Source organism: Thermoleophilum album (genome assembly GCF_028867705.1).
Classification (GTDB): domain Bacteria; phylum Actinomycetota; class Thermoleophilia; order Solirubrobacterales; family Thermoleophilaceae; genus Thermoleophilum.
Genome location: NZ_CP066171.1, coordinates 1,470,411 through 1,485,369, shown reverse-complemented (window position 1 = coordinate 1,485,369; position 14,959 = coordinate 1,470,411). Strand labels below are relative to the sequence as shown.

General features: G+C 71.7%; 13 protein-coding genes. 5 read left to right on the top strand and 8 right to left on the bottom strand.

Translation table 11 applies throughout. The annotated features are described in order from the left end of the window. Positions 1–205 precede the first annotated feature (205 nt). The 3 genes from JDY09_RS06970 to JDY09_RS06960 are packed head-to-tail and all read left to right on the top strand — an operon-like array spanning position 206 to position 3,904. Positions 206–1,603: a carboxypeptidase-like regulatory domain-containing protein gene (locus tag JDY09_RS06970; protein ID WP_274716206.1), complete on the top strand. Its 1,398-nt coding sequence runs from the start codon at positions 206–208 to the stop codon at positions 1,601–1,603. Next, positions 1,600–2,289: a PulJ/GspJ family protein gene (locus JDY09_RS06965; protein ID WP_274716205.1), complete on the top strand. Its 690-nt coding sequence runs from the start codon at positions 1,600–1,602 to the stop codon at positions 2,287–2,289. The genes JDY09_RS06970 and JDY09_RS06965 overlap by 4 nt, the downstream gene beginning before the upstream one ends. Continuing rightward, on the top strand, positions 2,282–3,904 hold the full coding sequence (locus JDY09_RS06960) for a hypothetical protein (RefSeq protein ID WP_274716204.1): 1,623 nt from the start codon (positions 2,282–2,284) through the stop codon (positions 3,902–3,904). The genes JDY09_RS06965 and JDY09_RS06960 overlap by 8 nt, the downstream gene beginning before the upstream one ends. Before the next feature lie 66 nt (positions 3,905–3,970). On the opposite strand, the gene JDY09_RS06955 is transcribed toward JDY09_RS06960, so the two are convergent. From JDY09_RS06955 to JDY09_RS06925, 7 genes are all read right to left on the bottom strand, one after another. Continuing rightward, positions 3,971–4,609, bottom strand: a complete 639-nt coding sequence (locus JDY09_RS06955; RefSeq protein ID WP_274716203.1) for a DUF1802 family protein — start codon at positions 4,607–4,609, stop codon at positions 3,971–3,973. A 150-nt stretch (positions 4,610–4,759) separates the two neighbouring features. Next, complete coding sequence (locus JDY09_RS06950; RefSeq protein WP_274716202.1) at positions 4,760–5,653, bottom strand: NAD(P)-dependent oxidoreductase; 894 nt, start codon at positions 5,651–5,653, stop codon at positions 4,760–4,762. Positions 5,654–5,664: 11 nt separating this feature from the next. Next, complete coding sequence (locus JDY09_RS06945) at positions 5,665–7,185, bottom strand: hydantoinase B/oxoprolinase family protein (protein WP_274716201.1); 1,521 nt, start codon at positions 7,183–7,185, stop codon at positions 5,665–5,667. Then, positions 7,182–9,176 carry a hydantoinase/oxoprolinase family protein gene (locus tag JDY09_RS06940; protein WP_274716200.1) on the bottom strand — a complete coding sequence of 665 codons (1,995 nt, stop codon included), beginning with the start codon at positions 9,174–9,176 and terminating at the stop codon, positions 7,182–7,184. Before JDY09_RS06940 ends, JDY09_RS06945 begins: the two co-directional genes overlap by 4 nt. 56 nt (positions 9,177–9,232) lie before the next feature. Then, complete coding sequence (locus JDY09_RS06935; protein WP_274716199.1) at positions 9,233–9,667, bottom strand: hypothetical protein; 435 nt, start codon at positions 9,665–9,667, stop codon at positions 9,233–9,235. Between the two features lie 172 nt (positions 9,668–9,839). Beyond that, positions 9,840–10,340, bottom strand: a complete 501-nt coding sequence (locus JDY09_RS06930) for a flavin reductase family protein (RefSeq protein ID WP_274716198.1) — start codon at positions 10,338–10,340, stop codon at positions 9,840–9,842. A 383-nt stretch (positions 10,341–10,723) separates the two neighbouring features. Beyond that, positions 10,724–12,259, bottom strand: coding sequence for an L-aspartate oxidase (locus JDY09_RS06925; protein ID WP_274716197.1), 1,536 nt, complete (start codon positions 12,257–12,259; stop codon positions 10,724–10,726). A gap of 94 nt (positions 12,260–12,353) precedes the next feature. On the opposite strand from JDY09_RS06925, the gene JDY09_RS06920 reads away from it, so the two are divergent. Then, positions 12,354–13,361: a histone deacetylase family protein gene (locus JDY09_RS06920; RefSeq protein ID WP_274716196.1), complete on the top strand. Its 1,008-nt coding sequence runs from the start codon at positions 12,354–12,356 to the stop codon at positions 13,359–13,361. 106 nt (positions 13,362–13,467) lie between these two features. After that, on the top strand, positions 13,468–14,049 hold the full coding sequence (locus JDY09_RS06915) for a hypothetical protein (RefSeq protein ID WP_274716195.1): 582 nt from the start codon (positions 13,468–13,470) through the stop codon (positions 14,047–14,049). Here the strand turns inward: JDY09_RS06915 and JDY09_RS06910 are convergent. Then, on the bottom strand, positions 13,945–14,952 hold the full coding sequence (locus tag JDY09_RS06910) for a glycosyltransferase family 4 protein (protein ID WP_274716194.1): 1,008 nt from the start codon (positions 14,950–14,952) through the stop codon (positions 13,945–13,947). The two genes, JDY09_RS06915 and JDY09_RS06910, sit on opposite strands and share 105 nt — an antisense overlap. Between the last annotated feature and the right edge of the window lie 7 nt (positions 14,953–14,959).

Here is a 14,959-nt window from a genome sequence, read left to right as displayed (position 1 = left end):
TGGGCGGTTCGCGCCGTCGCTTCGCTGCGCGCTTCGCGCCGTCGCTCCGCTGCGGGCAGCGCCCCGGAGCTCCGCTGCGGGCTCGCGCCCCCACCGGCTAGGCGCGGTGCGTTTTACCGGGCGCGGAGAACCTTGGACCAAAGTTCGATTGCAGGCGCGCTCCAGCTGCCGATAGTGGAACCAGCACGTGCAGCCGTCAGGGAAGATGGCCCCTCTCACCGACGACACCCGCGCCAGCCGATCGAGATCCGCGACGACCTTCTACGCGGCGCGGCGCTCCCGCAGGCGCGGCGCTGTCGGCGACGGGCGCGGCGGTCTCGCCAGCGAGCGCGGGTGGGTGTTGGTCGAGGTAATGATGGGCGCCCTGCTCGTCGCGATGGCGGCGGCAGCGCTGCTCGGCGGTCTCGACAACTTCCAGCGCGCCAACACCGTCAACCGCTCCCGCACCGTCGCCACCAACCTCGCCGAGCAGGACATCGACCGGATGCGCAGCCTGCGCAACGACCAGCTTCTCAACCTCGACCAGACCCGCACCGTCCAGGTCAAAGGGGTGACCTACACGATCCGCTCGCGCGCCGACTGGCTGTCCGACTCGGGAACGGACGCCGGCTGTTCTGCGCCCAACGTCCAGGCGAACTACATGCGCCTGACCTCGACGGTGAGCTCACCGGCGCTGTCGACGCCGGTGCGCATCACCACCCTGGTGACGCCGCGCGGCACACCGCTCGACGCTTCGGGCGGTGCGATCGTGCTGACGGTGCTCGACCGCAACGACCAGCCGCTCCCCGGCGTGACGGTGCAGCTGTCGGGACCGATCAACCTCACGGCGACGACGAACTCGCAGGGCTGCGTGTTCTTCGCCGGCGTGCCCGGTGGCGACTACAACGTCACCGCGCCTGCGAGCTACGTCGAGATGGACGGTACGAGCCCGCCCACCGACGTCGTCTCGCCGATCGCCGGGCAGACGGTGAACAAGACGCTGAAGATCGACCGCCCCGGTCGTATCACGGCACAGATCGCGACCAAGGTCGGTGGCACGCTCTACCAGTCGCAGGCGCAGATGCTGTCGGTGGCCAACTCGAGCCTGCCGTCGCCGAACTACAAGACCTACAACCTGTCGAGCCCCGCTACCTCGATCACGACCGGCGATCTCTTCCCGTTCCCGTCCGGTTACGGCGTGTTCACCGGCGGTTGCGCCGCCAACAACCCGACCGTCTACAACGCCTCCTACTACCAGTCGAACCCGGGTCTCGCGACGTTCGACCCTGGCCAGACGGCGACGGTGACGGTGATCCAGCCGGCGATCAACGTGGTCGTGCGCGATAGCAGCAACCAGCTCGTGGCGAACGCCGACGTGGTCGCCTACTCGCAGGACAGCGGTTGCTCGCAGACCTTCCGCAAGCTGACGAACAGCCAGGGCCGTCTGTCCGATCCTGGCTTTCCGTTCGGCACCTACCGGATCTGCGTCGACAACAACCGCTCGGGCTCGAGTGCGCGCTACGTCTACGTCACCGGCAACGTCGCCAACACCTCGCCTGATGGCACGGCGACGATCAACGTGACGATCCCGAGCAGCAGCTCGGCGAGGGGGTCGTGTCCGTGATCGCCCGCGTGCGCACAGACGAGCGCGGTTTCACGCTGGTGGAGCTGCTGACGGCGATGCTGATCGGCCTCGTGATCCTCGGTGCCGGTCTAGCCATTCTCGACCGCTCCTGGAACGCGTCGGCCGAGGTGAGCGACCGGGCGGCAGGTCTCGCCAGTGCCCGTAGCGCGATGGCGCAGATTACCCGCGACCTGCGCAGCCAGGTCTGTCTTGGTGCCAACACCCCGATCATCTACGGCGACCAGAACCGCGTGCGCTTCTATGCCGACATCTCCGACGGCTCATCGCGCAACGCGGTCGAGATTCGCGAGATCGCCTACGACGCGTCCGCGCGAACGCTCGTCGAGCGCGTTTGGCGGCCGACCGGCGGCACCTACCCGAACCTCACCTACCCGACCCAACCGACGGTAACCAACCTGCTGCTCGAGCGAGCCTGGCCAGCGAGCTCGGGGGCGCCGATCTTCGACTACTACGCCTGGGATACCAGCGACGGTGGCGCGACCGTGCGCCTCGGCACGCCGCTTTCGGCGAGCGACGCCGCCCGCACGATCCGCATCGTCGTGAGCTTCCAGTCCCGCCCGTCGAACAAACCGTCAGCGGCCCGACGGGCTTCGGATCTGCAGAACGAGGTCTTTGTCCGCTCGGCCGACAACACCAGTGCGACCGGAGGTCCCTCCTGTGCGTAGCGGAGGCTGGCGACGAACACTGCGCGCGGTTCTGGCTGTCTGCCGTGGCGAGCGCGGCTTCACGACCGTCACGCTGATGGGCGTACTGCTCGTTGGCGGCTTGCTCGTCGCCGCTGCGTTCGCTGCCGTCGTCCCCGACATTCGTGCCTCGGGTAGCGACCTCCAGCGGAAGAAAGCATGGGCTGCGGCCGAGGCTGGCGTCGCCTACTACTCGTACCGCCTCGCCATCGACCCGAGTTTTTGGACCAAGTGCGACAACGTGCCGCCGCCCTCGCCAGGCGACGTCAACCCCGTGAACCAGCCTTGGAATGGCACCGGCAGCGACCCGCGCCGCTGGCGCACGATCCCCGGCGACACCGCCCAGTACACGATCGAGCTGCTTCCTGCGCCGGGCAAGTCCGCGTGCGATCCGAGCGATCCGATCGGCTCGATGATCGACACCGCCAGCGGCACCTTCCGAATCCGCGTCACCGGCCGCGCGCGGGCACCGCGCACGAACAGCGACCGTCCGGTCAAGCGCAGCATCATCGTTCGCTTCAAGCGCCGCAGCTTCCTCAACTTCATCTACTTCACCGACTTCGAGACCCGCGACCCCGCCGTCTACAGCGGCAGCCAGACCCAGGCACAGGCGAGTGCGCAGTGTCAGCGCTACCGCCGCAACGGGCGGCCGCTCGGCGACAACGACACGCCGTGCACACCGATCTACTTCATCACCGGCGACTACGTGCGCGGGCCGATGCACACCAACGACGGCATCTACGTGTGCGGCAACCCGGTGTTCGGGCGCAACGCCAACGACCCGGTCGAGATCTCCGAGCCGGCGCCCGGCTGGCAGACCAGGAACTGCTCGGGCTCGCCTGTGTGGCAGGGCGCCTACCAGCCCGGCGCGCCAGTGCTCGACATGCCGCCCACAAACGGGCAGCTGAAGCAGCAGACGGACCCAACCTACCTGTTCCAGGGACGTACGGTGATCACGCTGAACGGGACGTCGATGACGGTCGACAACCCGGCGAAGTGCTCCTCGCTCGGTCTGTCGAACCCCTGCACGATGTCGCTGCCGTCGAACGGGCTGCTCTACGTGGACCGGGCTAGTGGCGGTTGCCCGACGCCCTACGACCAACGCCGCCAATATCAGAGCGCGACGAGTTGCGGCGAGGCGTGGGTGCGGGGTACCTACGCGCAACCACTCACGATCGGTGCCGCCGACGACATCGTGATCAACGGCAACATCCAGCGTTCGGGCGACGTCTTGCTCGGGCTGATCGCCAACGAGTTCGTGCGCGTGTACCACCCGGTCACTTCGTCGGGCGCGAACGCAGCGGGATCGCTGTCGAACCCGACGATCGACGCAGCGATCCTGGCGCTGTCGCACTCCTTCCTGGTCGACAACTACGACCAGGGCTCGCCGCTCGGGACGCTAACCGTGACGGGCGTGATCGCGCAGCGCTTCCGCGGTCCAGTTGGGACGTTCAGCGGCGGTTCGCCGGTGACGGGCTACGCCAAGAACTACACCTACGACGACCGCCTGCGCTTCCGCAGCCCGCCCTACTTCCTCGACCCGGTGCGGGCCGGCTGGAAGGTGGTCGAGCAGCACGAGCAGGTGCCGGCACGCTGACCGTGGGCGGCCTACACGGGGCTGCCTACGCAGCTACGGCGAGGCGAGAGCAGTACGACGGCGACGCTAGAGTGCCGCAGCCGCAGACCCGATGCCGGCCGCGATCGCTTCGATCTCGGCCGCGGCGCGCTCGAACTCCTCGTCGGCGAGCACCGGCGTGCCCTCGAAGGGGAGATCGCGCTGGATCTCGATCCACGAGCGACACCCCTGGTACTGGGGCCGCACGCGCACCGTCACCGGGCGCGGGATGCGGTACGTGCGCAGCACGATCACGTGCAGCGGAAAGCGCGGCTTCCAGTTGAGACGCTTCTGCGCGTAGTCGGGTGTCCAGACGTGGTAGGGCGTGAGCGCGTCGACCACGCGCGGATCGGTGACTAGGTAGCTCGCCGCGACCTCAGCGAACGCGCGGATCCGCACCCGATCGGGCTGGGGCACACCGCCGTCCTCGATCAGCTCCTCTGGCGCCGGCTCTGCGCCCTCGGGCCAGACTCCCTCCTCGAGCGCGCGAGAGAGTTCGGGCAGGTGCGACTCGCGTACAAGATCGTTGCGCTGGTGGTCGAACGTCGGGTAGAGGAAAAAGCGATCGTGCTCGAGCTCGAAGTGCTTGCCGTCCTCGCGGATGCCTCCCTTGCGGAGGGTCAGCAGCTGCTCGCCCTCCGCTAGAGCGCGCACTGTGATCGCCCACTCCTTGAGTGCTACAGGCATGTTCCTTGGCCTTCGCGTGTCGTGTCGCCAACGATCGAGAGCCGGCCGCTGCTCGGCGGGCGGGCCCGAAGCGGCTGCCGGCCCCTGGCGCCTGCCGCTCGAGGCAGCGGCGCGCTGGAGCGGGGATTTTTGCGGAGAATGTCGGATTTTTCAAGTGTCGCTTCGAGCCTCTCCCATCGGTCGGGCGACGACCTCGCGCACGGCGGCGAAATCGCGGTCGCCGAGTCCGGCGGCGACGGCGCGGGCGTAGAGGCGCTCGGCCACGGTCGCCAGTTCGAGCTCCACGCCCAGGGCGCGCGCTTCGGCGAGGCAGTGGCGAACGTCCTTGAGCATGTGCCGCAGGCGGAAGAGCGGCGCGTAGTCACGGGCGAGCATCGGCCGTGCTTTGAGGTCGAGCATGCGCGATCCGCTCGAGCCCGCCGCTGCTGCGTCGAGCCAACGCTCGGCATCGAGTTGGGCGCTCGCGACCGCGGCGAGCGCTTCGGCGACGGCGGCGGCGTTGATCGCCGTGACGGTGTTAGCGATCACCTTCGCGAACGCACCGTGCCCTTGCGGACCGACGTGCACCACAAGCTCGCCCATCGCCTCGAACAGCGGGCGGGCGCGCGCCACGTCGCGCTCGTCGCCGCCGACCATGAAGGTCAGCGTGCCGTCCTCCGCCTTCGGGCGCGACCCCGTGACCGGCGCGTCGACGAGTGCGATCCCGCGCTCGCGCAGCTTGGCGGCGAGCGTGCGCGAAAACGACGGTGCCACCGTCGAGCAGTCGACGACTAGCGTGCCCGCTTCGAGCCGCTGGCACGCACCGTCCGCCCCCAGGAGCGTGCTTTCGACCTCGGGCCCGTCGGGGAGCATCGTCACCACCGCGTCCGCGCCCTCGGCGGCGACCGCCGGTGTCGGGCAGGCGATGGCACCGTGCTCGCGCGCGAAACGTTCGGCCTTGGCGCTCGTGCGCGTCCAGACGCGCAGCGCGAACCCCGCGCGGGCGAGGTTGCGCGCCATCGGCCAACCCATGATCCCCAGTCCGGCGAAGGCGATCGTGCGCATCGCTCGGGAAGCTAGCGCTGCTGTGCGGGGCGGCCGTAGCCGCCACCGCCCGGCGTCTCGACACGCAAGCGGTCGCCCGGGCGCAGCTCGCCGCTCGCTTTGGGCGGTAGCTCGCGCCCGTTCAAGAGGTTGCGGCCCGGCGCACCGGGAGCGCCGCCGGCAGCGCCAGGCGGGCGGTGGCGGCGGCGTTCGGTGATGAGTGCGAACCGCATCGGCGCGAGCGCCTCGAGCTCACGCACGACACCGTCGCCGCCCCGCCAGCGGCCCGCACCACCGCTGCCACGGCGCACCGCGTAGCGCACACAGCGCAGCGGGAACTCGGCTTCGAGCGCCTCGACCGGCGTGTTGAGCGTGTTCGACATCGACACGTGCACCGCGCTCGGACCGTCCCGGTCGGGACATGCGCCCTGCCCGCCGCCGAGCGTCTCGTAGTAGGCGAAGTCGTCGTTGCCGAGCGTGAGGTTGTTCATCGTGCCCTGGCCGAGGGCGCGACCGAAGGCGCGCAGCACGAGGTCGGCGACGCGCGAGGAGGTCTCGACGTTGCCGGCCGCAACCGCCGCCGGCGGCCGGGCGTTCAGGATCGATCCCTCGGGAGCGATAACCCGCACCGGCCGCAGCGCGCCCGCCGACGCTGGCGCGTCGGGATCGGTGAGCACGCGCACCGCGAACCAGGCGGCCGACAGCGTGACCGCGAACGGACAGTTGAGGTTGCCCTCGTGCTGGGCGGCCGATCCCGAGAAGTCGAGCTCGAGCTCGTCGCCGCGCACCGTTGCGCGCAGCGCGAGCTCGATGTCGCCCTCCGGCGCCTCGAGGAAGTCGCGTGCCGTGCGCACACCGTCGCCGAGCCGTGCGATCCCGGCGCGCGTGCGCCGCTCGGCGTAGTCGAGGACGTCGGCGAAGGCCCGTTCGAGGCGGTCGCGGCCTACGCGCTCGGCGAGCGCCCGCAGGGCCGCCGCGCCGTGGCGGACACAGGCGATCTGGGCCGTGAAGTCGGCGCGGCGCTCGCGCGGCCGGCGCATCGCGCGCAAGAGCGCAGCGAGCCGCTGCTCGTCGATGCCCCCTGGCCCGGCGACGCGTAGCGGTGGGATCACCACGCCCTCCTCGGCAAGGGTTCGCGACAATGCCGGCATCGAGCCGGGGTAGGGTCCGCCGACGTCGGCGTGGTGGGCGCGCGCCGCCGCGAAACCGAGCAGCTCGCCGTCCGCTGCGTAAACGGGCGCGACGGCGGTTATATCCGGCAGGTGGGTGCCGCCGCGGTAGGGGTCGTTGAGGATCCAGACTTCGCCCGGCCCGGGCCTCTCGGCGATTACCGCTGCCACCGCCGCGGGCATCGCGCCAAGGTGGACGGGGATGTGCTCGGCTTGCGCGACGAGCTGGCCGTGGCGGTCGAAGAGGGCGGTCGAGCAGTCGCGCCGCTCCTTGATGTTCGCCGAGTGCGCCGAGCGCACGAGCACCGCCCCCATCTCTTCGCAAGCGCTGCGCAGCGCACCCAGAAGGAGGCGCAGCTCGACGGGGTCGAGGCGCGCGCTCACGCGCGGGGCTCCTTGCGCTCGACGATCACGGCAGCGTCACCGAGTCGCGCCCGCCAGCCCGGGGGAACGAACAGTGTCGCTCCGTCGAGCTCGGCGACGAGCGGCCCCTCGCCGGCGACCGCTCCCTCTGCGCAGCGCGCCACCACCGTGGTTCCGCGCCAGCGCACCGGACGCTCGCCCCTGATCGTGCCCGCCGCCAGGTGGGCTGCGCCGACGCCAGCAGCGGCGGGGGCGATCGCGGCGGCGCGCACCGTCACGAGCTCGATCGGGCTGTCGGGCGCGCTCCAGCCGTAGCGTTCTTGGTGAGCGCGGTCGAAACGCGCACGCAGGTCGGCGACGGTGGCGTCGAGAGCCGTCTCGACCGGCACCTCGAACGACTGTCCCTCGTAGCGCACCTCGCAGGCGAGCTCGACCGTTCCCGGCTCGCCGCCGAGGGCGCTGCGCGCACGGTCGGCGACAGCGGCGAGGGTGCGCCGCAGCACGCGATCGTCGAGCGCGTGGTCGCGCAGCAGCACGCTTTCGACAGCGTCGCGGCGGCGCTCGGCCGTCGCGAGCCCGAGCGCCGAGAGCACGCCGGCCGCGGCGGGCACGACGATGCGTGCGATGCCGAGCTCCTCGGCGATGCGTGCGGCGTGTAGCGGCCCCGCCCCGCCGAAGGCGCACAGGCAGAGCGTGCGCGGGTCGATGCCGCGCTCGACTGTCAGCACGCGCACGGCCTGGGCCATCTCGGCACAGGCGACGTCGATGATGCCCTCGGCGCACTGCTCGGTCGGCATCGCGAGCGTCCGCGCGAGCTCGGCGACCGCCCGGTAGGCGGCGGCTGCGTCGATCGCAAGCTCGCTCCCGAAACGCTGTCGGTCAGCCAGGTAGCCGAGCACGACGTTGGCGTCGGTGACCGTCGGCGCCCGGCCGCCCCGGCCATAGCAGGCGGGACCGGGTTCCGCACCGGCCGACTCGGGCCCGACGCGCAGCGCGCCGCCCGGGTCGCGCCAGGCGATCGAGCCGCCGCCGGCGCCGACGGTGTGCACCTCGACCATCGGCAGCGCGAGCGGACGGCCGGCCACCTCGCCACCGAGCACGACGCGCGGGCGACCCGCGCGCGCAAGCGAGACGTCGCACGAGGTTCCGCCCATGTCGAGCCCGACGGCGTCGGGGAAGCCTTCGCGCGCCGCGAGGCGGGCGCACGCCACAGCGCCCGCTGCCGGTCCCGAAAGCACCGTCCAGGAGCCGTGAGCGGCCGCGACGCGCGCGGGCGCGACGCCGCCGCTGGAGAGCATCACCTCGGGCGCCGGCAGGCAGTGCGCGCGGGCGCGCTGCTCGAGGCTCTCGAGGTAGGTGCGCAGGCGCGGCGACACGGCGGCGTCGACGATCGTCGTCGCGCAGCGCTCGTACTCGCGGACGACGCGTGCGGTCTCGCACGACAGCGAGACGTGGGCGTGCGGCAGACAGTCCCGCACGAGCTCGCCGACGGCGAGTTCGTGCTGAGGGTGGCGAAAAGACCACAGCAGGCAAACGGCGACCGCCTCGGCGTCGACGGCGCGCAGTCGGTCTCGCAGCGCGGCCCGGTCGAGGGCGCGCAAGACGCCGTCCGGCCCGGTTCGCTCGGGCACGCCGATGCGCAGCGCGGGCGGGACAATCGGCGCTGGCGGGTGTTCGCAGAGGCGGTAGAGCGCGGGGCGGTTCTGGCGGCGCAGCTCCTCGAGGTCCTCGAAGCCCTCGGTTGCGAGCAGCGCGGTCGTCGCGAGCTTGCCCTCAAGCAGCGAGTTGGTGCCGACGGTCGTTCCATGCACGAAGCGGGCGACCGCGGGGGGCTCCAGCGCGAGCGCGGCGAGCGCGCGCTCGACCGCGGCCAACGCCCCCCGCGACTGGTCGGCGGGCGTGCTGGGTGCTTTCGCTTGCGCGACCTCGCTGCCGCGCACGACGACGGCGTCGCTGAACGTCCCGCCGACGTCGACGCCGACGATGCAACTCTCGCTCTGTGCTGCTGCCACTGCGCCGGCAAGCTAGCGCCCGCACTGGCGGCGAAGCGCCCGCAACCGGCCTTCCCTCAGGCGGCTACGGTCTCGACGCTCTCGAAGCGCTCCTCGAGGTGTTTGTGCGAGGGGCAGTAGCGGCTACCCGGAAGCGGCACGCGCTGGCAGGGCGTGCCCTTGCGCGTCGTGGCGTGACAGCGCAGCGGGCTGCCGTCGAACGTGACGCCCTCGCGCCAGTGCTCGTCCACGTAGGCGGTCGCGACCGCGAGATGCCGCTCGATCACCCGCCGCACACGGGCCTGGGCGCGCAGCGGAAAGAGCGTGCGCACCTGCTCGAAGAGGAAACGCGCCGGTTGGCGGAAGTAGTGGCGATCGGTGGCAAGACGCTCGACTGTCGCCTCGCACGCCTCGAGCAGCGTCCGCCGCGCTCGCACCGTCCCGCCGAAGGAGCGGTGTGCGCGAACGAGCGGCGCAAGTTCTCTGTAGATGGCGCGGCTGAACTGGTACATCGTGTCCGTTCCCCCTTGCGGGGCGCCGGGTCGCCGGCGCCACCGCACCAGCAACGTCGGCCGGCCGCAGACACCGGCCGTTCGTTCCTTCACCAGTTAGGAACGTGCTCGATGTTGATTTCGGGTTAAGGAGCGGATCACGGGCAGCACGGGCACGCCCGGGCGCTCAGCGTCAGGCACCCGGTTGCAGGAACCAGTCCATGCGCCGACGCGCGTAGAGCAGCGGTTCTCCGTCAGCGACCTCGATCTTTTCTGCATCGCCGATCACGAGCGAGTGATCGTGGTGGTCGAAGGTCGCCGAGCGGCGGCAGCGGATGAACCACAAGGCGTCGCGCAGGCGCGGCACGCCGTCCTCCCAATCCCAGGCGACGGCGGCGAACTTGTCGTCGTCCTTGGTCGCGAACCGCTCGGCGATAGCGAGACCGTCGCTGGCCCGCAAAAGATGCACAGCGAAGCGTTCGCCGGCGGCGATCGCCGCGTGCGAGCGCGCGCTCGCTGCGATCGACACCACGAGTGACGGCGGCGCGGTGCTGAAGGAGGTGACCGACGTCGCCGCCAACCCGCGCGGCGCTCCCGCGCGATCGCGCGCGGTGACGACGCACACGCCAGCCGGCAGCAGTGCCATCGCCTCGCGGAAGCGCGCAAGCGTGCTGTCGGACACAGGCTGGTCCAAGGTGGCGCGATGCTAGCCCGCCGCGTGCCGATCCTGGCGCCCTTCCGCTGGCCGCGGGTCTCCACGGCGATCGCGCCCGCACGCGGCTCGCGTGGCGGACAGTGGGGGAGGCCCCGGGGAATCTTTCCCCGGGGCCTCCAACCCTGCCCCCTGTGCGAGTGCACCCGACGGTACGTGGTTGCGCTGTCGGGCGCTACCCGGACCCCGGGACGCTTCCTGCGCCCGGGAAGCTTTCAAGCCTTGGATTCGTCTGCTTGCGAGCGGCGTGAAGAGCTGGAGGGCAACGGACCGTGACGACCGTCGGCGGCGCCCACCACGGTTCGCGCGAGCTCCCGGCGCCGCCGGTGACTGGCTAGTCAACCAGTCAACCGTTGTGGTCCACGTTACCAGGTTTCGAGCGATAGATACCCCGTATCTAGAGAGGAGCTAGGATCGTCGACCGTCTCGCTCGCCGGCACGAACACGAAGTGGCGGCGGTCGAGACGGTCGTCGGTGCCGGGACGGTCACGGCGACGGTGCACGCCGCGGCTCTCCGCTCGCTCCGCCGCGAACTGTCCGATCAAGCGCACCAGCGGGTGGGGGTCCTGCGCGAGCTCGGCCAAGCTGGCGGGATCGCGCACGAGCCCGGCACGCTGCCACAGCTGCCGGCGGCTCGCTTGCGTCGGGAGCGGCGAGGGCAGCGGCGCCGGCAGCTCGCGCGGGGGCTTACGGTGTGGCTCGGCGAGCGCGGCGCGAACCGCGCGCCGCGCAAAAACCAGGCACTCGGCGAGCGAATTTGACGCCAGTCGGTTTGCGCCGTGCAATCCCGTGCAGCTGCACTCTCCGACCGCGTAAAGGCCGGGGACGCTCGAGCGCCCGTCGAGATCGGTCGCGACGCCGCCGATCGCGTAGTGCGCAGCCGGCGCGACGGGGACAAGCTCGCTACTCGCGTCGAAGCCGGCCAGGCGCAGGGCGCGGTCGATGTTCGGGAAGCGCGTCGCGAGCGGTACCGCCCGCGCATCGAGGAATACGCGCTTGCCGGCCGCCAGCCGCTGCCAGATCGCGCTCGCCACTTCGTCGCGCGGTGCGAGCTCGTCGCAGAAGCGCTCGCCCTCCTCGTCGACGAGGCGAGCGCCCTCGCCGCGCACCGCCTCGCTGATCAGAAAGCCGTCCCACCGTCCCGATGCAGCCAAAGCGGTGGGATGGAACTGCATGAACTCGAGGTCTGCCACCTTCGCGCCCGCCGCCAACGCGAGCCACAGGCCGCTGCCGACCGCGCCGGGCGGGTTCGTGGTCCGCTCCCACAGGGCGGCATAGCCGCCGGTCGCGAGCACTGTGGCGCGCGTGCGCAGCTCGAGCAGTTGCCCCTCGCCGGTGCGAGCGAGCGCTCCGCACACACCGCCGTCGCCCGCCGTCACCAGGCGCACGCAGCGAGTGTCCTCGAGCACGGTGACACGCGGATCGGCTGCGGCGAGCGCCGACAAGCGGCGGGTGACGCGGCGGCCGGTAGCGCTGCCCCCCGAGTGGACGATCCGCCGCCGCGAGTGGCCACCCTCGAGCCCGAGCGCCAGCGAGCCGTCACGGGCGCGGTCGAAGGTGACGCCGAGCTCCATCAGCTCGAGGACGCGCAGCGGTGCCTCGCGCGCCAGCACCGCGACCGCGCTCTCACGGCAAGCGCCGCGCCCGGCGGCGAGCGTGTCGCGCACGTGGAGCTCGGGGCTGTCGTCGCCCGCCAGCGCCGCGGCGATCCCGCCCTGAGCGCGCCAACTGGCGCTCTGGTCGAGTTTCGTGCTCGAGAGCACGATCACGCGGCCGCCCTCGCGAGCGGCCGCGAGGGCGGCGAAGAGGCCGGCGAGCCCGGCGCCGACGACCAGCACGTCGGCGGCGAGCTCGGCGGCGAGCTCGCTCCTGGAAACCGTTTCTGGCCGCTTGGTCGCCACCCGCAAACCCTGTCGCCACTTGCGCTGCCGGCACCGCGCCCGGGCTCGCCGCGTACGCGGTCGCGCGACGCGAGGAGCGGTACCGTAGCCGCCGGTGTCGATCCTCTACTTCCACCACGAAGCCTCGCACCGCCACGACACCGGCTTCGGCCACCCCGAGCGGGTCGAAAGGATCGTCGCCGTCGAGGAACGGGTGGCGGCGCTTGCCGACACGCTCCCTATCGAGCACCGGCGTGCGCCAGTGGCGAGCGAGGAACAGCTGTTGCGGGTTCACACCCCGCGCCACCTGGAAGCGGTTCGCCGCCACGTCGCGAGCGGTGTGCCGCTCGACGTCGACACGCCGGTCTCGGCCGGGTCGCTCGAGGCCGCTCTCGCTGCGGCCGGTGGAGCGTGCGCGCTCGCCGAGGCGCTCCTGGCCGGCGACGCCGCGCGGGGCTTCGCCGCTTTGCGGCCGCCGGGGCACCACGCCGAACCCGAGCGGGCGATGGGTTTCTGTCTGTTCAACAACGTCGCTTGCGCGGCCGCCCACGCCCTAGCGCTCGGGTGCGAGCGGGTCGCGATCGTCGACTGGGACGTCCACCACGGCAACGGCACATGCGAGGCGTTTCGCAGCTCCCGTGACGTGCTGTTCGCGAGCATCCACCAGTGGCCGTTCTATCCGGGCACGGGAGCGCTCGACGACGTCGGCGACAGTGCCGGGCGTGGCTACACCGTGAACCTGCCGGTGCCGGCACAGAGCGGCGGGGATCTCTGGCGCTCGCTTGTCGCGCACGTCGTTGTGCCGGCGCTTTTCGCGTTCGAGCCGCAGCTGATCTTGGTGTCGGCCGGCTACGACGCCCACCGTGCTGATCCGATCGGAGGTTGTCTGCTTGCCGCCGACGACTACTCCGAGCTCGCCCTGCTTCTGGACGCGGCGGCACGCGAGCTCGGCGCGCCGCTTGGCTTCGTGCTCGAAGGCGGCTACGACCTCGACGCGCTCGCGGCGTCGGTCGCAGCGACGCTCGTCGCGGTGGCGAGGCCGCACGCCCCCGCGCCGGTAGCGCTGCACCCGGCAGCGGCCGCTGCGCGCGAGCGGCTGCAGGGCATCGTGGAGTTCCGCTGAGCGGCGAGCGGCGGGAACCGAGCGCGAGTCGAACGTACGTCCGCCCGCGCGTGCCGCTGTTCGCGCCGCAAGCTCACGCGGGCGATACGAGGAGTGGGAGGCGTTTGTGCACGGCACGACCGCGACACGCGGGCGGCGCGTTCGCCCTGGACGCTCCGCCGTTTGCACCCTGGCTGACGCGGGGACGCTCGGCGTCGGATTGTTCGCGCTCGCCGCCGGCGTGAGCTACGCGCTGCTCGTGGCGCTCGGCACGTCGCCGGCGGCTCCGGAGCGCGCTGCCGAGATCGCAGCGGCGGCGGCGTGGGTGCTCTGGGGCGGGCGCCCGCCCGCGCGGTCGGCCCCCCTCCCGAACGGTTCCCACCAGCGGCACCCGCGAACGGCGGCTGGGCGGCTGCGCTGGGCGGTGGCATTGCGCCTGGCTGGCGGCTCGCTGCTCGCCTTCGCCTGCACGCTCTGCCTGTCGCACGGCTTCGCCGCCGGCCCCGGCGGCCTGCCGCTCCTTGACGTCGCGGCGCTCGTGCTCGGCACCGCCTTCGGTTGCGCGGTCGCTGTCGAGGCCGCTCGCGAGGCGCCGGCGGCCCGGCTAGCGGCCGGCGAGAGCGCGCTCGCAGACCGCGAGGAGCGCCTCGCGCCGACGCTCGAGCGGGAACCGTTCGAGCACCCGACGCCGCGCCCGCTCGCGGGCTGAGGCGGGCAGCGCCAGTGCGCGGCGGATGCCGCTCACGACGTCGTCGATCTCCGCGCTCGGCACGACCACCCCGGCGTCGCCTACCACCTCGGGCATCGCTGTAGCGTCGACCACGACCGGCACCGCTCCGGCAAGCATCGCTTCGGCGACAGCCATGCCGAAGCCTTCGTGGCGCGAGGCCTGGACGTAAACCGAGGCGCGCGCCAGCAGGTCGTGCAGCGCTTCGTCCTCGAGCCAACCGGTCAGCTCCAGGTTCGCGGGGGCACGGGCGCGCAGGATCTCGACGGCGTCGTCGAGCCAGGGGCCGGCGAGCACGAAGCGCGCTTCGGGCACGCGTCGCGCCGCTTCCACGAACGCCAGCTGCCCCTTTTGTACGAGCGTGGTGCGGTCGATGTAGCCCACCGAAACCACGAGCGGTTCACGCTCGACTGGCGGCAGCTCGCCGTAAGGGTCGGGGATGCCGTGGTAGACGACGTTGACGCGCCCCGGCGGAATCGGGGTGTTGCGCTCGATCTCCGACAGCGAGTAGCGCGAGTTGGTGACGAGCGTGCCGGCGCGCTTCATCACGAAGCGGCTGGCGAAACGGCGAAAGCCACCCTGCTGCAGGCCGTAGCCGATCTCCGGCATGTTCGCGGTGTCGAAGCCGCCGATCACGAGCACCGACGGCTTCCCGAAAAGGCGGGCGAGCAAGATCGGCGGACCGCTGTGCCAGGACGCGAACCAGGCGAAAACGAGGTCGCTGCGAGCGACGCGCAGCGCGACGTCGGCGGGAGGGATGCGCCCGGGCTGATAGAGATCTTCGATCTCGAAGCGCTCGGCGAGGATCGCGCGATCGATGCGCACGAAGCTCGCCTTGCGAGAGTGCACGAACAGCACGCGGTGACGCTTAGCGGCGGTCGTCATCGCGGCG